At 51.6% G+C, this 20451-nt stretch carries 29 protein-coding genes; all 29 read right to left on the reverse strand.

Annotated features, from left to right (window positions below):
• Positions 1-555 precede the first annotated feature (555 nt).
• Positions 556-1338 carry a TatD family hydrolase gene (locus ACZRKO_RS13710; RefSeq protein ID WP_463737810.1) on the reverse strand — a complete coding sequence of 261 codons (783 nt, stop codon included), beginning with the start codon at positions 1336-1338 and terminating at the stop codon, positions 556-558.
• Entirely contained in the window at positions 1335-2537 is a 1203-nt protein-coding gene (locus ACZRKO_RS13715; RefSeq protein ID WP_463737811.1) for a patatin-like phospholipase family protein, read from the reverse strand. Before ACZRKO_RS13715 ends, ACZRKO_RS13710 begins: the two co-directional genes overlap by 4 nt.
• A gap of 197 nt (positions 2538-2734) precedes the next feature.
• On the reverse strand, positions 2735-2896 hold the full coding sequence (locus tag ACZRKO_RS13720; RefSeq protein ID WP_101075078.1) for a DUF1328 domain-containing protein: 162 nt from the start codon (positions 2894-2896) through the stop codon (positions 2735-2737).
• A 312-nt stretch (positions 2897-3208) separates the two neighbouring features.
• Positions 3209-3799, reverse strand: a complete 591-nt coding sequence (gene osmY, locus ACZRKO_RS13725; protein ID WP_463737812.1) for a molecular chaperone OsmY — start codon at positions 3797-3799, stop codon at positions 3209-3211.
• 428 nt (positions 3800-4227) lie between these two features.
• Positions 4228-5817, reverse strand: coding sequence for a peptide chain release factor 3 (gene prfC, locus ACZRKO_RS13730; RefSeq protein ID WP_463737813.1), 1590 nt, complete (start codon positions 5815-5817; stop codon positions 4228-4230).
• Positions 5818-5933: 116 nt separating this feature from the next.
• Positions 5934-6326 (reverse strand): HumD family translesion DNA polymerase, encoded by a 393-nt coding sequence (locus ACZRKO_RS13735; RefSeq protein ID WP_463737814.1) that lies wholly within the window; start codon positions 6324-6326, stop codon positions 5934-5936.
• Position 6327: 1 nt separating this feature from the next.
• Complete coding sequence (locus tag ACZRKO_RS13740; RefSeq protein WP_463737815.1) at positions 6328-6519, reverse strand: DNA polymerase V; 192 nt, start codon at positions 6517-6519, stop codon at positions 6328-6330.
• Between the two features lie 162 nt (positions 6520-6681).
• The gene (locus ACZRKO_RS13745; RefSeq protein ID WP_463737816.1) at positions 6682-7092 is read right to left on the reverse strand and encodes a tail fiber assembly protein; all 411 of its coding nucleotides are present in this window, start codon (positions 7090-7092) and stop codon (positions 6682-6684) included.
• Positions 7093-7153: 61 nt separating this feature from the next.
• On the reverse strand, positions 7154-8152 hold the full coding sequence (locus ACZRKO_RS13750) for a glycine-rich domain-containing protein (RefSeq protein ID WP_463737817.1): 999 nt from the start codon (positions 8150-8152) through the stop codon (positions 7154-7156).
• Complete coding sequence (locus ACZRKO_RS13755) at positions 8152-8817, reverse strand: baseplate wedge 1 family protein (RefSeq protein ID WP_463737818.1); 666 nt, start codon at positions 8815-8817, stop codon at positions 8152-8154. Before ACZRKO_RS13755 ends, ACZRKO_RS13750 begins: the two co-directional genes overlap by 1 nt.
• Positions 8817-10013, reverse strand: a complete 1197-nt coding sequence (locus tag ACZRKO_RS13760) for a baseplate J/gp47 family protein (protein WP_463737819.1) — start codon at positions 10011-10013, stop codon at positions 8817-8819. Before ACZRKO_RS13760 ends, ACZRKO_RS13755 begins: the two co-directional genes overlap by 1 nt.
• Complete coding sequence (locus ACZRKO_RS13765) at positions 10013-10366, reverse strand: contractile injection system sheath initiator (RefSeq protein ID WP_463737820.1); 354 nt, start codon at positions 10364-10366, stop codon at positions 10013-10015. Before ACZRKO_RS13765 ends, ACZRKO_RS13760 begins: the two co-directional genes overlap by 1 nt.
• On the reverse strand, positions 10363-11118 hold the full coding sequence (locus ACZRKO_RS13770) for a Gp138 family membrane-puncturing spike protein (protein WP_463737821.1): 756 nt from the start codon (positions 11116-11118) through the stop codon (positions 10363-10365). Before ACZRKO_RS13770 ends, ACZRKO_RS13765 begins: the two co-directional genes overlap by 4 nt.
• A gap of 71 nt (positions 11119-11189) precedes the next feature.
• Positions 11190-11393, reverse strand: coding sequence for a hypothetical protein (locus ACZRKO_RS13775; RefSeq protein ID WP_463737822.1), 204 nt, complete (start codon positions 11391-11393; stop codon positions 11190-11192).
• Positions 11394-11408: 15 nt separating this feature from the next.
• Positions 11409-11729, reverse strand: coding sequence for a hypothetical protein (locus ACZRKO_RS13780; protein WP_463737823.1), 321 nt, complete (start codon positions 11727-11729; stop codon positions 11409-11411).
• Positions 11726-12079 (reverse strand): hypothetical protein, encoded by a 354-nt coding sequence (locus ACZRKO_RS13785; protein ID WP_463737824.1) that lies wholly within the window; start codon positions 12077-12079, stop codon positions 11726-11728. Before ACZRKO_RS13785 ends, ACZRKO_RS13780 begins: the two co-directional genes overlap by 4 nt.
• A gap of 1 nt (position 12080) precedes the next feature.
• On the reverse strand, positions 12081-13112 hold the full coding sequence (locus tag ACZRKO_RS13790) for a baseplate hub protein (RefSeq protein WP_463737825.1): 1032 nt from the start codon (positions 13110-13112) through the stop codon (positions 12081-12083).
• A 2-nt stretch (positions 13113-13114) separates the two neighbouring features.
• The gene (locus ACZRKO_RS13795; RefSeq protein ID WP_463737826.1) at positions 13115-13420 is read right to left on the reverse strand and encodes a phage baseplate plug family protein; all 306 of its coding nucleotides are present in this window, start codon (positions 13418-13420) and stop codon (positions 13115-13117) included.
• Positions 13421-14020 carry a phage baseplate protein gene (locus tag ACZRKO_RS13800; RefSeq protein WP_463737827.1) on the reverse strand — a complete coding sequence of 200 codons (600 nt, stop codon included), beginning with the start codon at positions 14018-14020 and terminating at the stop codon, positions 13421-13423.
• Entirely contained in the window at positions 14020-16029 is a 2010-nt protein-coding gene (locus ACZRKO_RS13805) for a transglycosylase SLT domain-containing protein (protein ID WP_463737828.1), read from the reverse strand. Before ACZRKO_RS13805 ends, ACZRKO_RS13800 begins: the two co-directional genes overlap by 1 nt.
• The gene (locus ACZRKO_RS13810) at positions 16019-16174 is read right to left on the reverse strand and encodes a DUF6889 family protein (RefSeq protein ID WP_278879049.1); all 156 of its coding nucleotides are present in this window, start codon (positions 16172-16174) and stop codon (positions 16019-16021) included. Before ACZRKO_RS13810 ends, ACZRKO_RS13805 begins: the two co-directional genes overlap by 11 nt.
• A 35-nt stretch (positions 16175-16209) precedes the next feature.
• Positions 16210-16635, reverse strand: a complete 426-nt coding sequence (locus ACZRKO_RS13815; protein ID WP_463737829.1) for a phage tail assembly chaperone — start codon at positions 16633-16635, stop codon at positions 16210-16212.
• Positions 16636-16638: 3 nt separating this feature from the next.
• On the reverse strand, positions 16639-17079 hold the full coding sequence (locus tag ACZRKO_RS13820; RefSeq protein WP_463737830.1) for a phage structural protein: 441 nt from the start codon (positions 17077-17079) through the stop codon (positions 16639-16641).
• A gap of 9 nt (positions 17080-17088) precedes the next feature.
• Complete coding sequence (locus tag ACZRKO_RS13825; RefSeq protein ID WP_463737831.1) at positions 17089-18234, reverse strand: DUF3383 family protein; 1146 nt, start codon at positions 18232-18234, stop codon at positions 17089-17091.
• Positions 18235-18237: 3 nt separating this feature from the next.
• Positions 18238-18780 (reverse strand): phage neck terminator protein, encoded by a 543-nt coding sequence (locus ACZRKO_RS13830; RefSeq protein ID WP_463737832.1) that lies wholly within the window; start codon positions 18778-18780, stop codon positions 18238-18240.
• On the reverse strand, positions 18781-19173 hold the full coding sequence (locus tag ACZRKO_RS13835) for a head-tail adaptor (RefSeq protein ID WP_463737833.1): 393 nt from the start codon (positions 19171-19173) through the stop codon (positions 18781-18783).
• Complete coding sequence (locus ACZRKO_RS13840; protein WP_463737834.1) at positions 19173-19679, reverse strand: hypothetical protein; 507 nt, start codon at positions 19677-19679, stop codon at positions 19173-19175. The genes ACZRKO_RS13835 and ACZRKO_RS13840 overlap by 1 nt, the downstream gene beginning before the upstream one ends.
• Positions 19676-20083, reverse strand: a complete 408-nt coding sequence (locus ACZRKO_RS13845) for a DUF4054 domain-containing protein (RefSeq protein ID WP_463737835.1) — start codon at positions 20081-20083, stop codon at positions 19676-19678. Before ACZRKO_RS13845 ends, ACZRKO_RS13840 begins: the two co-directional genes overlap by 4 nt.
• A complete protein-coding gene (locus ACZRKO_RS13850) occupies positions 20067-20435 on the reverse strand; it encodes an STY1053 family phage-associated protein (protein WP_463737836.1) in 369 nt (122 codons plus the stop codon). The genes ACZRKO_RS13845 and ACZRKO_RS13850 overlap by 17 nt, the downstream gene beginning before the upstream one ends.
• Positions 20436-20451 lie beyond the last annotated feature (16 nt).

The following is a 20451-nucleotide window of genomic DNA, read 5'->3' on the forward strand; positions in this document are numbered from 1 at the left end:
CAATTTTCAATTCCAGCGACCAGCCAGAACTGAGCATACAGTCATGAATTCTTTACGAGCCTGAAGGCATCCACAGAATTCTGCACGGTTGGCGAGCGGACTTGGTTCCATGAAGATAGCGTGCGAAAACGGGATAAAACATTTTCGCTGGCAATTGAGATCCTTCTCACCGCGCTTGGATTGGCATCAGCCAATTCGTTGTGACTATTTGAACACGTCACATCAGGTTGCTGTGTGCAGTATTTCACACATTATGAAAACCCATTGCAACGTTACTTGGTGAAATGAGACCACCATCACACAACACCGGTTCTATGCTCAGAATTTGGCCTGAATAAAGAGTGTATACCCGTTTCATGACAACAGGAGACGAGCAGCTCACTCTGTGGCTACCGACCGGTAGTCACGAAATGAATGTTATAATAATAACATTCCCAAAGGAAGCAATAACGGAAAACAAACTTACAAATCGCCGTTCAGGGGATGAGCGAACAAGATAAATGTTATTTAAATAACAAAATAAATTTTACGCGGATGTGAGATAAGCGGAAGTAGTCAGACAGGCAGGGTAAAAACGCGGCGGGTGTTGTCGAGCAACGCCTCGGCAATCTGCTCCGGGGGTTCGCTGCGCAGCTCACACAGAACGTTAAAGACCGACTCTGCACGTTCCGGCCGGTTTGGCTGCCCCTGAAAACCTAGCAAAGGCATATCCGGCGCATCAGTTTCCAGTAGCAGAGAAGAGAGAGGAAGTTGCGCCATCACGTTGCGGGTTTTCTGCGCCCGCTCGTAGCTGATGGTACCGCCGACGCCGATCGCAAAACCCAGTTTCACAAACGCCAGTGCCTGCGACAGACTGCCGGCAAAACCATGAACCACACCCGTTGCCGGAAGCTGAGCCTGACGCAGCATCGCCGCGAGCTGATCGTGACTGCGGCGTGAATGCAGGATCACCGGCAGATTCTCCCGCTTCGCCAGCGCGAACTGCGCTTTCAGTAGCCGTTGCTGGCGTTCAAACTGCGGCTGCTCCAGATACAGATCCAGACCGATCTCCCCCACCGCCACCAGTTTGGTGTCCCGGTTGGAGAGCCATGAGTCGAGTAACTCAAGATCAGCATCTTTATGCTGAGCAACGTATATCGGGTGCAGCCCAAGTGCGGCAAAAATCTGCGGATGTTTTTTTGCCAGCTTCAGCACGCCCTGGAAACGGTCGGCAGTCACCGACGGGACGATTACCTGACACACACCGGCCGCCTCCGCCAGTTGCAGACTTTCCTTTTCAGCGCCGGTAAACGGAGGGAAATCGAAATGGCAGTGCGTATCGATCAGGTGAAAACTCACAGGTTTTCGCCTTCGTTATAGCTGCTCTCTTCATTGTGCGGCAATTCGTTGTGAGCGGCGTGTTGGATGTCATCATAAAATGCGCTGGCTGCCGGACGCACCATGCCGCCGTCAGCTACCATATCGGTGAGCACGGCAGGATCAAGAATGATCTGCCCGACACTGCTTACCGCAGCGGCGATCGGAATGATATTGTCCGGATTCGCCTCCGGGACCACCACGCGCTTCGGCCGGGTTTTACGCGGCGTGATAAAGGGCATTGGACGCTCGTTCTCACGGGGAATAAACCAGTGCGAGGCCGCCGACAGGAAATAGCGAGCGCAGCGGCGACCGAGGTGATAATCCTGATTCAGCGCCGGTAAACGGCTGCCCAACGCATGGCTGGCCAGCGGCTTCGGCGGGAAAATTTCAAAGATGCGCAGATCGCCCGGCGGGTTCTCGATGAACTGCTGAATGCGGTGATAGCTACTTTCGTGATGCTGCATCATGCGCACCAGCTGTTGCAGGCTGCTTTCGCTCAGCCACTGCTCCATGCGCTTCATCCACTGCGGCGTGTAGAACATCGCCGACGGTACGGTACGGATGACAACAATGGTATCCGCGCCACGTCGGTAAGCTTCTTCAACCGGAATAGCGTCGCTGATGCCGCCGTCCTGATAGCTGATACCGTCAAGATCCACACCCATGCGGTAGAAACCAGGAATGGCACTGGACGCTTTAATCACCGGCAGCCAGTTTTCGCGCGTCGGCGCAAAATAGTTAGCGGTGTAATCATCGCTGCGGCAGGCGCACATCAGGAATTCACGGCCATCGATCAACAGCTTTTCGGCTGAGTCCATTGCAAGCGGCATATTTTTGGAGGTTTCATCCACCAGCCAGTCGAGATCGATAAGGTGCCCGCCACGCACAAAGCGCAGGGGATTAAAGAAGTGAGGACTGGTGGTATAACGGGTGATAACGCGTCGCGCGTAACCCGGCTGGCCGCAAACAAAGGCCGAGAGATTTTGTGCACCCGCTGAAGTGCCGATAAACAAGTCAAACGGATTGAAACCCGCACGCTGAAATTCATCCAGCACGCCCGCGGTGAAAATCCCGCGTTGCCCCCCGCCTTCACAGACCAGCGCAATCTTGCCGGGTTTGTAAGGTTTGTACGCCAGCGGTTCAATATTGCCAAGCGTGACAGGTATTCTGTATCCCAACGCTTTCCCCTCAGTGAACAGGCCGCAAAATCTATGGGCCTCACCTCAGAGCATACCTTGTCTTTTTCAGTTCGGTGCTTTTCTAATAAAATACCGGAGATTAAATCGTTACTTTCTGTTAACCACATTCGGTTTAACAGTGTACGACCTAATCTCCGGCAGGAGTCTACTCAGTGTTTATTCTTTCCGTCGGAATGTCAGAGTCGTTTACGTCCGGTAAACAGGCTGATCAGGAACAGAATGATACCCACTACGAAGACGATTTTTGCAGCCCAGGCAGCTGTACCCGCCAGACCACCAAAACCAAGTGCCGCCGCGATTAACGCGATGATTAGAAATATAATGCCCCAACGAAACATAAGCTTCTCCTTACCCTATTTTAACTTTTGCCCAATCACATGGTGTACCCAATAATTCGGGCCTGAACCCGGTTTCTAACCTTTCTATTTGGCTTCTTAAAACCCGTTTTGGCCGGATAATAAAAATGCTTACCTCTTAAAGATAGCTGTAAAAATGAAAGTGGAAGAAAAACTGGCAACTTTCTCAGGACCTAAAGCCCCATGTGTTCTGTTTTATAGTGTGTTGATGCTGACTTCTTAAGAGCAGACTGCCCGCCCTGTAGCGGGCAATCTTTAGTGCAATTTCAACATTTTACTGTTTAACCGAAAAGCTTATGGTGCGACTTTCAGGTCATTTTTAACGCTTTTCACGCCGTCAACGGTCTTAGCAACGCTTTCTGCACGGTCAGACTGAGCCTGATCTTTTACAGAACCGGACAGCTGTACAACGCCGTCGGTAGTTTCAACTTTCACCATACGTGATGGGACGATATCGTCAGCCAGCAGTTTCGCTTTCACGGAAGTCGTGGTGGCGGTATCACCGGCATAACCTTTCACGGACTGATCTTTGCTGTCTTTGGTATGCAGTTTGTCGCTGACGGATTTCACCCCCTCAACTTTGGTTGCTACGGCAACAGCCTGCTCAGCTTCTGCCTGTGAACCGACAAAACCACTCAGCGTGACAACGCCGCTATCCGTTTTTACTGAGATATCGCTGCTTTTGATCGCTTTATCGTCGACCAAGGCGCTTTTCACTTTTGCTGTGATAGAGCTGTCGCCCATGTAGTTATCAACTTTCTTCATGGAACTATCGATTTTTGCACCTGCGCTATCAGTTGTGGTTGCAGCAAATGCACTACCGCTCATCACTGCGGTACCCAGAACAACAGCCATCATGGAATAGGCAAATTTAGAATTTTTCATCGATTTCTTCCTTTCAGTTTATAAGCCCTAATCGCGGGCTCTGTACGCCACATTCTTGGTGGCGCTTCTAACAAAATGTTTTGCTGAGTTTTAACTTAGTAGCAGAGTACTTCGTTTTATTCGGGCTTTTCATCGCCTTTCGATATAACTCTCTGCATCGTGACTTCAAAGCAGTGCTTTAAGCCACCGTTTCTTGAACACACATTTAATATAGTCAAGAATGCGCAAAACAGTAGGAAGATCATTGATTACAGGCCCGAATGCAGACAAGTCCTAAGAAATGTCGGTATTTTTGCTTGTTTTTCGGCCAAAATGCGGAGAGAACGTACAACAAAAATGTGACGGGTGATCGAAAATAAGGGAAATATGGATAAAAAAAGACGGCGCAGAGGCCGTCTTTAGGTGCAGATCTCGCAATTAAAGAGAAATTAATGCTCGCGGGTTTTGCGGAAAATTACTTCAGGATAACGCTCTGATGCCAGATTCAGGTTCACCATGGTCGGTGCGATATAGGTCAGGTTATCGCCACCATCCAGCGCCAGGTTCATCTCATTCTTACGCTTGAACTCTTCAAATTTCTTCACGTCACTGCATTCAACCCAGCGCGCCGTGCTGACGTTGACTGATTCGTAAATCGCTTCAACGTTATATTCACTCTTCAGACGCGCCACGACCACTTCAAACTGCAGCACACCCACCGCACCCACGATCAGATCGTTATTGGCGATTGGGCGGAATACCTGAACTGCGCCCTCTTCGGAAAGCTGGACCAGCCCTTTGAGCAGCTGTTTCTGTTTAAGCGGGTCACGCAGACGGATACGACGGAACATTTCTGGCGCGAAGTTCGGGATACCGGTGAACTTCATGTTCTCACCCTGAGTAAAGGTATCGCCGATCTGAATGGTGCCATGGTTATGCAGGCCGATAATATCGCCCGGATAAGCCTCTTCCACGTGCGAACGGTCGCCCGCCATAAAGGTCAGCGCATCAGAGATAACGACGTCTTTGCCGGTACGTACCTGACGCAGTTTCATGCCTTTTTCATATTTACCGGAAACCACACGCATAAATGCCACGCGGTCGCGGTGTTTCGGGTCCATATTAGCCTGAATTTTGAACACGAAACCGGTGAATTTCTCGTCGTCGGCTTTCACTTCACGCAGATCGGTTTTACGCGGCATCGGCGCAGGCGCCCACTCCACCAGACCGTCAAGCATGTGATCCACGCCGAAGTTACCCAGCGCAGTGCCGAAGAAGACCGGCGTTAAGTCGCCGCTGATAAAGGCTTCATGATCAAATTCATGCGAAGCGCCCTGCACCAGCTCCAGCTCTTCACGCAGCTGTTTAGCAAGATCCTCGCCCACAGCGATGTCGAGATCCGGGTTATTCAGCCCTTTAACAATACGCACTGCCTGAATGGTGCTGCCTTTACCTGTTTGGTACAGGTAGGTTTCGTCTTTATAAAGGTGATAAACGCCTTTAAACAGTTTGCCGCAACCGATAGGCCAGGTGATCGGTGAACAGGCTATTTTCAGCTCACGCTCCACTTCGTCCATCACTTCCATCGGGTCACGAATGTCGCGGTCGAGTTTGTTCATGAAGGTCAGGATCGGCGTATCGCGCAGACGGGTGACTTCCATCAGCTTACGGGTACGATCCTCGACGCCTTTCGCGGCATCGATCACCATCAGACAGCAGTCAACGGCCGTCAGCGTGCGGTAGGTATCTTCGGAGAAGTCTTCGTGTCCCGGGGTATCGAGCAGATTCACCAGGCACTGTTTATAAGGGAACTGCATCACCGAGGTGGTGATGGAAATCCCACGCTGCTTTTCCATTTCCATCCAGTCGGATTTCGCGTGGTTATTAGAACCACGGCCTTTTACCGTACCGGCAGTCTGAATGGCGTTGCCGAATAACAACACTTTTTCAGTAATGGTCGTTTTACCCGCATCGGGGTGAGAGATGATTGCAAAAGTGCGTCGAGAGGCTATTTCTGCGGCTAAACTCAGGTTACTCATTGTTTTTATCTCAACTATGTACAACGCTATGTACAAATTAAATTTTTCTCTTAGGCGGGGATTCTACATTGCAACGCGGTGAGGTGCTATCGATCAGGCTAAACCCTCACCGCTTTTCATATGAACGGAGTATCGTCAAACTCAGCCGTCGTCGTGTCATTAATCACGTGAGTCACCACAGCGAAAATCTGCGTTTCTTCCCCCTCCCAATCCCCGCCATCGATTAACGTCACTTCTTCAGGCTGATCTAGAGACGCCAGGCACAGGGTCGGGTGAAAGTGCATGCGGCGAAGCACAAACTCGCCACAAATCGCAGCCACTACTATGCTGCCCTCACAGGGTTTACGTGAAGCATCGAGAATCAGCATGGCGTCTTTTTTAATGCCAGCGCGCCAACTGGTTTCCCCCGCCCGCATCATGTACTGGCTCGGCTTGCCAAACCATTGGCATGCGTCGTTTGGGGTGATCTTATTGGCCGCATAGTCAGCCGCAGGAGATGGAAAACCCATATCAGCGGCCTCCGTTTGGGTTGTAGAGCATGAAGGTGCGTTGCTCACCCTCAATCTCGGAAACATCACGGAATGTGCTGACGTTTATCTCGATCCACTGGTTTGCCTCTTTCAGGCCCCAGCGCCAGTTCACCTTCTCCAATTCAGCAACAAAATCCACGGTACAGACCGTGCGGCGGCCCTTCTCGCTCATTTTGATTGCTGAATTGAATGCTGCGTCAATTTCGTATCTTCTACCCATAATCCACCGCCCACAAAGCACTGTTCATACATACAGTATAATCATGAGTTTTTTGGGTTGGGAAGCTCGATTTTGAAAACTACCGGTATACCGCTGATCAGGAAGGAAAGAAAGTTAAGCTGAGGGTTGATCAGGCCATTTGATATTGGGGGCATTGCTGGTATCGACAGCCTGAACGGCTTGGATGTATTTCATCCACAATGTTAGTTTTTCTTTGTCCGCGTCACTGATAATCCCAAGTAGAAGCTGCGTTTGTAGTATTTGAGTTGATTGGCTTGCGGTTGAAATAATTATTTGTTTCTGAGAGTCAGCTTGAGATATAGATTCCTGCTTCGTTGGTGTCGGTATTTCTGGCAACTTTGGAGAAATAAATAAACCATTTGAATAGGGCCACCCTATTTTACAATCCTCTCCATCGGGTATTTGAACGCTTTGAACATCCGGATCGAATTCAAAAACGCCCTCCCCATCCCAAAGTATAATATCTGTAACTTTGCCGTTTTTTATGAGCGCATACGAAGGCATGATTTATCCTTGTTGTTTAAATGAATTTAAATTAACTCTGGCTTAAATTATTAAATGAGTATTACCACTCAATAATTAATAACCCCGGAGCGCCATCCCCACCTCTCGCTCCTTGGTGAGCCGCATTTGTATTTCCTCCACCTGCACCACCACCACCCGCACCAAACCCCTGACCGGGCTGCCCAGCCAAAGGACTAGAATTCCCTCGAACAGTTGCGCCCGCTGCCCCAAATGGTGACTGCCCCCCCATTCCTCCATAAGCACCGCCACCCTCTACGCTTTGACTGTCGCCCCCCCAACCGCCGGTGATGGTTCCTGATAAGTTACCAGGCGATCCGCCAGAAGCTGAATTAGCAAGTGATTGCCCCACCGAGCCACCGCCGCCGCCAAGCAAGTTAACAATGGAACCCATGCTAGTTGTGCCTCCGGATCCGCCTGTCCCGCCTCCCGCTGCGCCACCAGTCCCGCCAGTCCCTATGGTTACGGTCAAAGTCTGACCCGGAGTAACGGTTAGAGGTTGGCGGATAACAAAGCCAGCACCTCCCCCACCACCTGAACCCGCGACAGTAGTGTTTATTGATGTCTGAGAACCACCACCGCCGCCACCGCCGCCGCAGCCAGAGACGTAGATTGTTGACACTCCAACGGGAACAGTAAATGAACCGCTCGAGGTAAACTGTTTCATTCCCTTATTTATCAAGCCAAGGTTGGCAATTGCAGCTTGTTGGGCGGTAACGCCCGCGTCTTTAATTTCCGATAGGCTTTTAGTCGTTTGGAGAAATGATTTCGCCCCATTCGAATTTAAAGCCACCACAAGATTATTTAAAATTGTGGTCGCGTCTCCATTATCAAGAACGTCATTCCCGCTTGAGTTTGCGATAAATTGCGCAAGAACGGACGACATTACAGTCGCCTGTCTTATGGATTTGTTAATTTGAGCGGAGGACGCTTTACCAGCTGTAAATCCAGATGAAATAGCAGGAAGCGCTATATAATCTGATTGACTGGTCACATTAGCATTAACGCCCGTAGCAAAAGATTTAAAATCGTTGGTTGGCATTATAGATTCATCTCCCATGCGCCGTTATCAAATCCGGCTATAAATTCATTTTCTAAGTCAAATCCAAAAAACAGATCGCCTATCGAAGGTGTAATAATCTCACCGGAGTAAACACCGGCCGTTTTTACGGTTAGATACCCTTGTCTAATTGCAGCAAGCAATTCTAGGGATACAGAATCTAGCCCGTCCTTTGCAAATGCCCAGAGAGAAATAGTCATATCCTGATTGTCGATAATTTGCATTTTCAGGCCTGAACCTTCTAATGCTGTATCGATAATTGCAGGCAATGACTCATTCGTCCCATCCCAATGGTTTATTGCAATTTTGGCTTTTAGAACAATACGGTAAACATCATCACTTAAGGTGGTAAACCCGGCGTCTGGGTCGAATGGCCCTTGCCAAACACCCTGATCGTATCCAAGCCCCTCCGTGTCGAAGGAAAAATAAATTCCTGAAATAGGCTGGCTCACAACACGCGTTCGACCAATCCACTGCCCAAGAATATCGAGCTGTACCCCGACTGCATTATCGATATCAAACGCACTAATCAGACTATTTATTGCGCCCGATGTATCAACAAATGGACGTGTTGTTAAATCAATGTGAGTGCGAAATTTCTCTTTGGTATAGTGATAGTTAGTTATTAGAGCGGTGTATTTACTCATCAGGTCACCGTTATGGCGATGTTCGAGACGTTACAAGACGCTACTTCACTGTAAGCTATGTTGATATTGGCAGCAGTCACGCCACTAGCAGACCGACCAATTTCTAGGCTGTGAATATCGTAATATCGACTATCCCCTCCGCTCACAACGCCGAGGTTTGCAGGGGAATACACGCGACTAAGGAGGACGGAAAGGCCAATTTCGAGATTGTTGATATAGTTGGCCACGGCCTGTGCTATTTCGTTACCGATCTGTGTCGTATAGCCGGTGAATGCTTTGATTTCGATAGCCACAAATACAGGAACTATGACTGGCCGGTTAAAACCTACGTTATGTGGATTACCGTATTTATCAGGCACAACAATGACAGTAGAACCATTCGGAGTTACGCCCTGCCCTTTTTTTCGGGCAATTGTTGTCGCGATATCCGTCGCATCCCCACCGTCTACCACGGCTGTCACTGAGTGAGGTGGCAGCCCATTAGAATCAACCGACCCGGTGTCGTTCTCATAAAGCTTATGCCGAAGAACGCCGTCAACATTCGCGATAGCACCATCGAGAGCTTCAAACGGGGTCACTGATGCCAAAGCTACGCTTTGAGCCTGCCGACGGCGTAATGCCGCATCGCTTTCAACGGGGTACCCAACGGTCGCAGTACTCGGGTTAGTTACCGATACCCAACCACGGGTCGGCGTTGCAATCTGTGTGACGGTGCCAGGCAGCGCGGCCACGGCGCCAGCAGTTGCGCATACTGCCGTCACAAGGGCTGTGCCATCAATACCTATGGTTACCAACGGCGGAAGCGTCCAAAGAATGTTATTGGTGTCTCGCGCAGAGCCGTTATTGATCACCAGGCCAATAGCACCGCCCAGCAGCAAATCAACCGTTGAGCTATTTGCGGGGTCACGTGAGATCCCGTTAATTTTTACGTTGCTAGACAACCCGTTGCCAATACCGGTTGCCGGGGAAAACGAGTTATAAACGGCTATGGCCGCATTGTTCGCATCATGGATACCTAACGCCAGTAGAGAAACCATCTGGCCATCTTTACTGTCTGGTTCGAGATAAGCGTCGGCTCCATAAATCTGCTGAAAATAGCCGGTGATAGTCGTGAGGATTGTCTGGTAATCAGGCGCGCTGATCCCCTGAGCTGTTACCGTCGCCGATAACCCCAGTGTGTCAAGATTGAGAGCCATTATGCCTCGCTTGTTACTGTGGCAGTCCCATAGATGGTATCAATAGTCGCCGCAAATGAGACGCGCCGCGTTTTGGTGTCTACGGTAGTGTCGAAGGAGATGATTGAGGCAACGCCCTGCGTCTCAAGAATGTGCTGGCGAATTGCCAGGTTGTAGACGTCGGGTGGCTGCTTGCCGAGAACTGACTGGATGTAAGGCGTTCCGGCTGTCGCATCAAGGAACCACTGGCCGCGCCAGAGATTAAACCGAGTTTTAACAGCCTGCGCCACTGCCTCTGGCGAGTTAACCAGAAAGGTGTTATCGCCCTGCCCGAACGTGTAATCGCCGCTATCGTCTTCGCGTCGATATCTCATGATGGTTTCCCCGTCTGGCCACCGCCCGTCTGAACGCCGCCGTGAACATGATTTTGTAGGCTCTTGCCGCCAGCGGTCACATCATTGGTTACGCTGATTGGCCCCAGCATCGTCGCGCCGCCGCCGCTAGCCCCTAATCCTTGGCTAAGCGTGCCGTTTATCGTCACAGCGCCGTTTAATACGATGGTCGGGGATGTGATTTCGGTACCGCCCTCCGCGCTGGCCTTCAGCTTACCGGGCGTTTTAACGGTAATGTCATGGCCTGCTGACACTTCAACGAACGCCGCCCCATCATCGGTACGCAGTTGCGCGCCGGTCATGCTGATGCCGCTGATTTTCTGCGCCTGCGACTGCGGGCCGACGAAGGCGAATGCATCTGATAAATCGTGCATGCGAGAATCAATCGGCTCCTGCACGCCACCGCTTTGCCACCAAAAATCGATGCAGCGGTCCGCGAAAATGACCAGGCACTCATCGCCAGCTTCTACAGGGAAAGTCAGCGTGACGCCGCCGCCGCGCTGGAACACAACCGGAACGTCAACCATCAGCGGCAAATCCAGCGAAACTGGGTTTCCGGCGCCGTCAGCATCTGCACCTTTCAGCGCCGGCTGAACAACGCACGTCACAGTGTCGGGGTCGAATGACTGAATGATGCCGGGCATCGCTACCCGCAGAGTGCTCATGATTTCTTTAGCCAGTGCGGTATCAAGGTGCTGCTCACTGCCGAGCTGGGAATTTAGCGGTACCGGCATACTTTTCTCCGGGAATAAAAAAACCCGCGCTCGGCGGGTCATTTAAAAACAAATGTGAGAACGGCACTGAATCACCGCTTGGTGACCACACCTCGAAGTGCAGCATCGCAGATGTTGCCGATGCTGTGTAACCGATCCAGCGAATACCAACCACTGCCGCCGCGATAAAGATGCTCAAGAGCATCCTCAAGGTCAGACCCGATTTTATCCAGAACAACCTTGATGTCGTCTTTGCTCAGGCTGGTATTCGTTTCATGGTCGCTGTCGTTGAACATTTCCCACTCCTAATACTAAATATTTGTGCCTGATACCAGTTTGCAATCTTCAGGGGATAATCCCCAAGCGGCGGCAGACTCTGGATAAAGGCATGCGTTCTTAATCCTTCTGAAGCCTAAGACGGCAAACTGATCGCCTTTATTTTTCATGAGTTGATCTTCATCACCACCTTCGCGGCGGGCATAGCCGGCTGCCTCGAAACGAGACGCTTTTGATATGGCAGTATGTATGGGTAAGTTATTGTCCAAGTCAGGATGGTTGTGGAAAAAATCCTGCATCGTTCCTGCTTGCAATACAAAAGGAAGTAACAATAAAGCAGCTAAAAAAAATTTCATGATTTCACCTTCACGCAGTCATACGTCCAGAACTCGCGCGGCTGGTTCATGTTGGTGCGGACGACTTCGACGTTGAGGATGGCTTTGTTGTCACGTTTGACATAGTCAATGCCCAAGTAACGACCTACCTTCGGATCCGGTAGCATCCATTGCATCATGACGTTGTTGTAATCGCCCTTTTGCTTCAAGAATGTCAGCTTTTGGGTCTCGGGCTTTTGACCGTTAATTCTGGACCAGCCATCGTCTGATTTGCTGGTCCCTAAGTGGAAGGGGCCACATTGAGAGTCAGCATAAGCCGTAGAAGCAAATAAAGAGGCGAATAGGAACGGCGCTAACTTTAAAAAATTCATCTCAATACACCTTATTGATTGTGCTATTAGATTGTAGATCAGCACTTCCTTTAGCGAGACAGAGCAGGTCCATATAAAAGGCTTGCCCGCGAGTGTCCCCAGTATAATTGATGCTGCCTACGATGTAATCACCGTCGGTATTAATCGATGCGGGCTGTGAGCCTGTAAGGCCGCCCACATAGAGGTTGCCGTCCGTTTCCGTTTCGCTCAACCGGCCACCAGTTCCCTGCGTGCCTGCAATCTGCTCATTGGACAGCGCCGCGCGATACACTGAGTGCTGATCGAGGCGTATCAGGCCGCCAAGCTTAATGTTTGGATTGATCAGGCAGCGAACGTTTACCCCCGCGCCCATTGTCTGCTGAGGCATGCCGATCAGCCCGGTATTCGCGTTTAAAACCACCGCCTCCTGAATGTACTTCGTTTGCGGCACCATGTTTACCTGGTTGTTTTCATACCACCAGTTGGCATCGCATTTTTGCGCAATGTCGTTCATCAGCACGCTGGTTGAACGAAAAATCACGCGGCCACGCGGGAAAACGGTGTCGGGCATTTCCGGCACGCTGCCGGTTTTGATGCCGTAGGGATCGAAGGACTTCATGCCGATTTCGAACAGGTCCGAATACTTCCAGCCTGCGGCAACTGTCGTTTTGACGCTGGCGTTAAGATGCCCCTCCCAGCTATCAAGGCACTGAAGCAACACCCACGAATCGGTGATGTTCTCTTTCCCGGCTATCGTAAATCGGATGTCGCCGTTAAAAATCAGTCCAATGTTTTTATCAGGATAGTTACCCTGAGCGTCCGGCTCTCCATCGTATCCGGCAATGACGCGAACCTTTTTAAACTCCTTCCCGGTAATTCGATTCTGCGTCTCCGGGGAAAGGTTGTAAATTTTGAAATTGCCGACAAAACCGTTAAAGATGGTGTTGGGCATTTTCTCAATTTCGAAGGTTACTTTCAGGTCCGACAGCGAGATTCCTTTGCCGTCATCGTCAAGAAGCTGCAACTCAAAGTGGCGCATCCAATTGAGACTCATACTCACTCCGTCAGAACGTATAAATGACTATTGATGCCGAGATCGGTTTTCGTTGGGTATTCCTGAGTCGCATCATCGCAGCCAACCACCAGCTTGAACCCAAGTGCGAGATGCCTGTATTGCTCGAGCAAATCGACCCCCGTCACCAAGGCGATGCCAGTGACAATGCCGACATCATTATTGTCCAGCAAATCCAACACCCAGCCCAAACCCTCACGCCATACCAGGCGCATGGTGAGCGTTAATCCGGCAAGGGTGGTGCTGAACGTTTGGTTGTCCGGGGACAGTGGAATTTCGTTAATATTCACTTACCCTCCGAAGATGCTACTCAGGATTGAGTTGTTGACCGGTTTTGGCGTTTTAACCCCAGAATTCTGCACAGGCGACGTGCTAACGCCATCCTTCATGTCGCCCTTGTCGGCAACGCTAATGGATTGTGTTCTGGTGATGATCACCTCCCTGAGCGTGAGCGTCGCCATCAAAACGTTTTCGCTGGTCTTATCCGTGGTGACATCCAAATTACGGATGAGCATGTTTTGGTATTGCCGTTTCCCGGTAACTACATCGAAGGGCTGCCGGCTGCGCTGCAGGTCGAGCAGGTTCTGATAAACCTCTTTTGGACTGAGTTCGAGAGAAAGGCCAATCGCAGTCGTGTTCAGAAAGCTCGGGTCAAGCAGCGAGCCGCCGCCAGAAAAACCCACTTCCATAACAACTTCTGAGGGCCGACGATAGGCATGGTCGGACACAAACCCAGCCCCTGAAGAGCTATCACCAGTATTGGTCGGAACCTCGACAGGATGCTCGGTGATTTCCAACGCATCAGAATGCTTTTCAGAAACCACAACGTCAGGAATGATGAGGCCGATCCGGCGTGAGCGCTGATGAAAAAGTACGGAAAGAATATCCATTAGCTCGGCCCTTTGTTCATTTGCTGAGTGGCCCTTGAGTTAACAGTCGACTGGCGCTGTCCTATCTCATTGGCAGTAGCGCGCGGGTCACTTGAACCGTAAACCGTGATATGCGTTTCTTGGTTCAGCGTGTTGCCCGGAAGATTGCTCATCACTTTAGGCACGTATTTACGCGTTTCCTGCGGTGCCAGAGCCATGCCGAACCGTTGTACGTTGCCGATCCCCCAGTTATATGACGCCAGCGTTTTTTCGAGATTTCCGCCGTTCATCTTCATTAGCTGAGAGAGATACTTGGCCGCCGCCTGTGCTGACTTCACTGGGTCAAAAACATCATTGCCAGAAAGCCCCATATCGCGCGCGGTACCGTCAACAAACTGGAATAGCCCCTTAGCGCGACCTGATTTGGTCATAGGGCCAACTGCGTTCGGGTTCCCGCTAGATTCTGTGATAGCGAGGCTTTTCAGCAGGCCTTCCGGTAGCTGATAAAGCCCCTCCAGCTTATTCAGGGTGGGTTCCAACAGATTGAGCAGCTTCGAGCCTTCCGCCGTAGCCTGCGGCCTGCGGACTGATTGCCCGTACTGATCCGCATCGCCGCCTTCACCGCGAATCCACCGGCCCACACTTCGTGGATCGAAACCGGTCTTATCTTTAATCCAGTCAGCAGTGTTATTGGCGCTATTAGTCACAGCTGGCAAGGCATCAGGCTGACCGCCCCCCTGATTAAGCAGCCTTTTCCCGATGCTGGCCGCCTGGCTCCAATTTCCATCTTTCAGCGCGTTGATGAGGTCGCCGATCATCGACATCATTTTGCCGAACTCGCCGAATTGCTTCGTCAAGTTCTCGACGTCGCCTTTTAGCGTCCAGTTGCTCAGGTTGATATTGAGCAGCTTTGCCACTTCAAGGCCAATGTCTTTAATGGACGTTTGCAGCTCCTTCATCGACTTAAGGGCAGCATCTATATCTGGCTTCCACTTTTCCCAATCGATCAGGCTTTTGCCGCCCTCTTTCCACGTTTTATAGTCGTCGTAGAGCAGCACTAGAGAACCAATTAACGCCGTGATCATGCCTATTGGCGACGTCAGGAAAGCGCTATTCAGCAGCTTCCACGCCACCAGCAATCCACCGAATGCAGCTATGAGTTTCTGCGTGCCGCCGTCGAGATTGTTAAACCACTGGCGAATATCACCGGCCGCCTGAATTAGCCGGAATACTACACGGCCAATGGCGTCAGCGAGCCAGAGGATACCTTTAACGCCTCGGGTGATGGTGTCTTCGATTTTCGGGAAGTTGTCGAGGATTTGCTTGCGCAGGTTGTCGATCGAACCCGCCAGGCCATCGGCCAGATTGGAGCCAATCTTGTCCCGCGCCATGCCCGCCACTGCGCTGAAATCACGCAGCGACGTCATGAAGCGGTTAGAGCTGACGGCTGCCTGATCGGCGTTAAAGCCAATCGCCTTTGCCATGGCTGAGTATTCAGCAGTGAAGCCGGTCAGCCCACGGCGCATAGCCATCAACGTATTTTCATCAATGCCGAGCATCTGCGCGTACTGATTAGCGCGGTAGTACGGCACTTTGCTGAGCTGCTGGCCGACGCCAGTGAACACGGCGGACATGTCGCGCATGTTGCCGCTGGCGTCGCGCGTCTGGACGCCGAGGCGGTTCAGGAAACCTTCAGCACCAGGGTTATTGCGAATAAAGCGCGAGAGGCTTTCTAACGAGCCTTGCGCCGCTGCCGCGTTCGAGCCGGTTTGCGACGCTGCATATCCAATTGCTTTGATGCCTTCTACCGTTGCGCCGGTGCGCTGGGATGCCCAATAAAGATCATCCAGACCAGAAGCAATCTTGGCCGTGAAGGCTGTCACCGTCAGCGCAGCACCCTCGACCACGGCAGCCATTTTAAAAACGTTCGCCGTTACGCCAGCAATGACGCTGTCGAACTTCTTTGCACCAGCATCATCGATTTGGAAACCGAGGCTGATCAGGAAGTCCTTAATAGTTTCAGCATCCATCGTTATCAGCTCTCCATTGTTCTATCAGCGCTTCGTTATCAGCGTCCAAATCGAGGCAGTCATTCATAAAGGCGATATCAGCGAGATCGACCGTGCCGTCCTTCAGGTTTGGGTAAGTGATGTACCCCGCCTTAACGGGGCGCATCAGCCAGTCCTCACCGCCGGGCAGCGCCTCAAGGGTTAATCCGCTGGAGCTTCCTCCGCTTCTTTCGCGGGGAGTCCTCGCAAAAAATTTCCCAGCGAATCACCCACGACGCGGCCAACGATTTGCAACATGTCGAGCATGTCCAGATCGTCAAATGCCAACTCACCACCGGCAAACACGGGCACCCAGCCTTTTTGATGTTTGCGTGACGCTACCGCCAGACAGGGGAAGATCACCGCGTTTGCATCTTCGTCGCTCAAGTCAGAGAGAGACTGGGCAATTTTTGGCAGCACCTTCTCCATGATGGTCGCCGCATCACCCTTCGCGGCCAGCCCTTTAATCGCCTGAAAATCTGAAAGCATGCCGGACAGTACCGGCAGCAATTTACGGGAGACCTTGAACTGGTCGAAGACACTCAGCTTAGCAATACGGTATTGCACGCCCTTAATTTCGAATTCCATCAATTAGAACTCCCCTAACAGTTGGTCAATCTTGCCACCGTCAAATACCCAAGCCACGGTCGTACCGACTTTTGCGTTGGCGAAATCTGGTTGTTTCTGGAAAGCCGCTGAGCGAATGGTCACTAAGTCACCGGACGCTGAGTTGCGAATGACAAAAACATTATTGCCCCAAAGCGCAGATGACTGGCTTTGCGCGTTATAGGCCAAAGACAGTTTTTTATTGACCGGGGAGGTTTTGAGCAGGGTAATGGTCACGGTCCCCGGCTTTCCGGCGTGCAAACTGTGCATGACTTCACCATCAGCGCCGATAGTCATGGTGTTCTTCGCTTCGACCATCGCAACGGTGATGCCCTCTTCGGCGTTTTGCGCACCGTAGCCCAAATCAATAATGCCGGTCGGGCCGGTCATGGATGCCGAGACATCCATAAAGGAATAAGCTGCCATTTTTTATCCTTATCGAACGACGTTGATCTGAACGTCAGCGAAGTGAACGGCGCCAGCAAGCTTGCACGCCACCTGAATGACCGGGGCTTTGCGCTTCTCGCGGTCAGCCTGCGCCTGCGTTGCCAGCGGGTTGGCGTAAACGTAATAACCTTTGGTCAGCGTATCGCCCGGACTGACTTGCCCAATCGGGCCGCCATTCCAGATGCCAGGCGCGACCAATCCGTTAGAAACTGCCTGATCCATCGACTGTTCAACGTTAGTCAGCAGGCGAGTGACCCCGGCTTCGGTCTGAGGAATTTTGGTGGTGCTGGTATAAAGCAGGTTAAACAGGTTGGTCTGGACGAAGTTTTGCAGCCAGTCGAGGCCATGACGCTCATCGAAGAAATCGCCATTGGACATCACCCCCTGCTGAATGATTGCCGTATCGTTCTGGTAGTAAACGAAGACGTTGGCATCCTTGGCATCGATGGCCTCTGCCTGTGAAACCGTCAGCGTTTCGTAGGTTACCGTCGGCTCCTGCTGGAATTTCAGCGTAATGGTGGTGTTGTTACCGTTGAAATTCACGGTAAACGCGCGACCGAACGCCGACAGCGCGGCGTATTTGCTGGACGACGAGTATTGACAGAACGTGCGGCCATAGCTCCCCGTCTTTAACTTCGAGGCCAGATCGGTCGTGGTAGCCGCTACCAGCGTATCCGGGTCTTGAGTCGTCACTGCAAAGATACGCGAAACACTGGCCGATTCGATGGCGGTCGCCACGGAAAGCACATCAGCATCCAGAAAAGCAGCTGAATCGGCGACGCCCAGCCCATACCAGTTGGTAAACTGCAAGACGGCGTTAACGGCTTGCAAAAGCGTCTCAGGCGCACCCGTTTCAGCAGAAGCGATCGTCTTCGCCCAACGGCCAACGTAAACCTGCGTCGGTGCGGGTTTCTGCGAGAAGAAGACGGTTGCCGCTTTGTATTCTTCGCTGGTGATACCGAAGTCGGTACCGATGTCCTCAGCGCTGGCGTACAGACGAATTCGCTCAGCAATTGGAATAACCTCGGATGAACCGAGGATCAGCAGAGCGCCAAAGTTACGCCCCGTTGCCGCCGTCGGCGACATGATGACGTCCACCTGGACGACATTAGAAACAGGTAAGCCCTGTGGCATGGTTTAATCTCCGAAGAATATGACTGGCGCTTCCACCAGCGTTTTGATGCCGTAGGTTCGAATAACTTTTCGGCGCAGTTGGATGCTGATGTCGTAGCGGCGAACCCACTGGTTATTGATGAGTTCAGGGAGGTTATAAATTCGGCCACACTGCTGGAACGTTAGGCCGGATTCATTTAGTTGGGCGTTATTTTGTGAAACGAGCAGTCCACTTCTGAAAAGAGTTGCGACAGACATTCCTTGCGGTCCATAGAAGCAACACAAAATCTCGATAGTTTCATGCGTCCATTGCTCCGCACTGTCTTCCAGTTGAACGTCAGCAGGACTGTCTCCATCAGGAATGGCGGTAATGCCAAATGCGCACCACGTCGTGCCGTTCGCAGGTATCTGGATTTGCGGATCGGTCCAGCGCGGAAAAACCACGCTCTTATCCATCCCAGTCACGCCGCGTATCCAGCGACTTATGAGGCGCTCAAGTTCTTCGTCATAGGCTGGCGCCGAACCTGTAGGGATGAGGTAACCGGCAGAAGTGCTGTCATTACTCACTCAACCACCTCCCGGCTCCATGAGTTCACAATGAGCCTGAACAAACCCCGCTCCGTAACGGGTGTAAGGGTCAACAAACGTCACCCGATACAGGCCGCCGTCATAGGCCACTAGGTCCGCGTCGAGATTTGGGCCGCCGTTACTGGCTTTAATCCCCTGCGTTAGCCTGAATTGCGTAACGATAAGGATCGCGCCGTTGATGTTCTGCCCGGCGGCCATGCGCTTGGCTTCCAGTGAACGGTCGATTGTCACCACGCCGGAAAATGGTATTGCCTGCTCTGTATTGGTCGGAAAGTTATCTTCATCCGTGGTTTGGGTTTGCCGTCGGCACACTAACGACGTATCCACGAAATCAGGGTCCAGCAGCACTTCAGAGACATCCAGAAAGGGCATTACTTACTCCTTACCACATACGTGATCGACCGAAGGAGATAGCCTCGGGCATAAAGCGGCTTATCGCCTGGTATGCCTTGAGCGCGTCGTCTCTCTTTGGTTTTGTCTGATAGGGGGTGAAGCTGGTCACCGGAGGAAATTACTGACTTAGCGCCGTCGCGGGCTATCTGTCCGGCGCTTTCGAGTTCTCGCATAGCCGCATCTGAATTTCCTTCCAGTGCGGCGATAGCGGCAGCCTTCAAGTGCGCGGTAGTGCGTGGTTTCGTATTGTCTATCCCCATTTCGAGGAACGGCCGAGGCGGGAGCGTGACGGTAGTGCCGCCAATTTGTATCGTCGCGCCGGTAGACTGTAGGTAGCCTATTTCCGCGTTATTGAGCTTTTCGCCATCTTCGCGAACCGCTTTTTCAGCGGGAATGCCCACCAGCACATCCGTCTTGCTCAGCTTTTTAAGCGAATCGAGGATAGATGATGCATTGTCGGCCCTGACCGTCAGCCCGCTTTTCATAGTTGACGCCCTCCGGCGCCGAACATGATTAACGTTTGATAAAACTCAGATCCGTAGCGCGAATTGTTCCAGAATCCTGCGTCCGGGTTTAACGTGGCGGACGTGTCATAACTCACGCTCACTTTATCGACCGACTTTGAGGTCTGAATACCGCTATTGCTTCCGCCAGCGCCGCCAACCGAAGAGGAGCGACTATCAGCAGCGTAGAGATACAGGTAATGCGCCACGAACAACTCAACCATGTACACAAACATTGAGCCGAGCCGATTCTGATCAAGCTGGATATCAGCAAGACCGAGACGGAACTGAATTTGTGCATCGGGAAACGTTGTCGTGCTGGCAAACTGGGGAAAGTCGTTACGGAACTGGGCTACGGTCGGGAGATTACTATTTTTTGGCTCCATCAGCTTTCTCCGTTAACGCCGTGATTTTCGCCGTCATGTCAGCAATCTGCTGATCTTTCTCTCCAATGAGGGTATTGCGTTCCAGCAAGCCCTCGGCGGCAGCGGTAACCTGCGCAGTGAGGTCATCATTCTTAGCCGTCAGGTCAGCAATCTGTGTCTTTAAACTGGTGATCTGCACTTCCAACTCGTCATCATCTGACGCCTCCGCTTTATCTACCGGCTCTGCGTGGCGCAGGGTGAACCAGTGATCGGCCACTTCGTTTTTAACGTTGTGAATACCCGACGTGAAGGTCGTTTTGGTGTAGTCAGGATTATTGAAAGTAAAAGGCGTATGTACGCGAATTTTCTTCATTGCAGAGTCCTTTAAG

It is taken from the genome of Ewingella sp. C233 (genome assembly GCF_055407225.1).

Coding starts and splice junctions, on each gene's coding strand:
- ACZRKO_RS13720 (WP_101075078.1), bottom strand. CDS start 2,896: ATGTTTCGTTGGGGCATTATATTTCTAATCATCGCGTTAATCGCGGCG.
- osmY (WP_463737812.1), bottom strand. CDS start 3,799: ATGAAAAATTCTAAATTTGCCTATTCCATGATGGCTGTTGTTCTGGGT.
- prfC (WP_463737813.1), bottom strand. CDS start 5,817: ATGAGTAACCTGAGTTTAGCCGCAGAAATAGCCTCTCGACGCACTTTT.
- ACZRKO_RS13735 (WP_463737814.1), bottom strand. CDS start 6,326: ATGGGTTTTCCATCTCCTGCGGCTGACTATGCGGCCAATAAGATCACC.
- ACZRKO_RS13740 (WP_463737815.1), bottom strand. CDS start 6,519: ATGAGCGAGAAGGGCCGCCGCACGGTCTGTACCGTGGATTTTGTTGCT.
- ACZRKO_RS13745 (WP_463737816.1), bottom strand. CDS start 7,092: ATGCCTTCGTATGCGCTCATAAAAAACGGCAAAGTTACAGATATTATA.
- ACZRKO_RS13750 (WP_463737817.1), bottom strand. CDS start 8,152: ATGCCAACCAACGATTTTAAATCTTTTGCTACGGGCGTTAATGCTAAT.
- ACZRKO_RS13755 (WP_463737818.1), bottom strand. CDS start 8,817: ATGAGTAAATACACCGCTCTAATAACTAACTATCACTATACCAAAGAG.
- ACZRKO_RS13760 (WP_463737819.1), bottom strand. CDS start 10,013: ATGGCTCTCAATCTTGACACACTGGGGTTATCGGCGACGGTAACAGCT.
- ACZRKO_RS13765 (WP_463737820.1), bottom strand. CDS start 10,366: ATGAGATATCGACGCGAAGACGATAGCGGCGATTACACGTTCGGGCAG.
- ACZRKO_RS13770 (WP_463737821.1), bottom strand. CDS start 11,118: ATGCCGGTACCGCTAAATTCCCAGCTCGGCAGTGAGCAGCACCTTGAT.
- ACZRKO_RS13775 (WP_463737822.1), bottom strand. CDS start 11,393: ATGTTCAACGACAGCGACCATGAAACGAATACCAGCCTGAGCAAAGAC.
- ACZRKO_RS13780 (WP_463737823.1), bottom strand. CDS start 11,729: ATGAAATTTTTTTTAGCTGCTTTATTGTTACTTCCTTTTGTATTGCAA.
- ACZRKO_RS13785 (WP_463737824.1), bottom strand. CDS start 12,079: ATGAATTTTTTAAAGTTAGCGCCGTTCCTATTCGCCTCTTTATTTGCT.
- ACZRKO_RS13790 (WP_463737825.1), bottom strand. CDS start 13,112: ATGAGTCTCAATTGGATGCGCCACTTTGAGTTGCAGCTTCTTGACGAT.
- ACZRKO_RS13800 (WP_463737827.1), bottom strand. CDS start 14,020: ATGGATATTCTTTCCGTACTTTTTCATCAGCGCTCACGCCGGATCGGC.
- ACZRKO_RS13805 (WP_463737828.1), bottom strand. CDS start 16,029: ATGGATGCTGAAACTATTAAGGACTTCCTGATCAGCCTCGGTTTCCAA.
- ACZRKO_RS13810 (WP_278879049.1), bottom strand. CDS start 16,174: ATGCGCCCCGTTAAGGCGGGGTACATCACTTACCCAAACCTGAAGGAC.
- ACZRKO_RS13815 (WP_463737829.1), bottom strand. CDS start 16,635: ATGGAATTCGAAATTAAGGGCGTGCAATACCGTATTGCTAAGCTGAGT.
- ACZRKO_RS13820 (WP_463737830.1), bottom strand. CDS start 17,079: ATGGCAGCTTATTCCTTTATGGATGTCTCGGCATCCATGACCGGCCCG.
- ACZRKO_RS13825 (WP_463737831.1), bottom strand. CDS start 18,234: ATGCCACAGGGCTTACCTGTTTCTAATGTCGTCCAGGTGGACGTCATC.
- ACZRKO_RS13835 (WP_463737833.1), bottom strand. CDS start 19,173: ATGCCCTTTCTGGATGTCTCTGAAGTGCTGCTGGACCCTGATTTCGTG.
- ACZRKO_RS13840 (WP_463737834.1), bottom strand. CDS start 19,679: ATGAAAAGCGGGCTGACGGTCAGGGCCGACAATGCATCATCTATCCTC.
- ACZRKO_RS13845 (WP_463737835.1), bottom strand. CDS start 20,083: ATGGAGCCAAAAAATAGTAATCTCCCGACCGTAGCCCAGTTCCGTAAC.
- ACZRKO_RS13850 (WP_463737836.1), bottom strand. CDS start 20,435: ATGAAGAAAATTCGCGTACATACGCCTTTTACTTTCAATAATCCTGAC.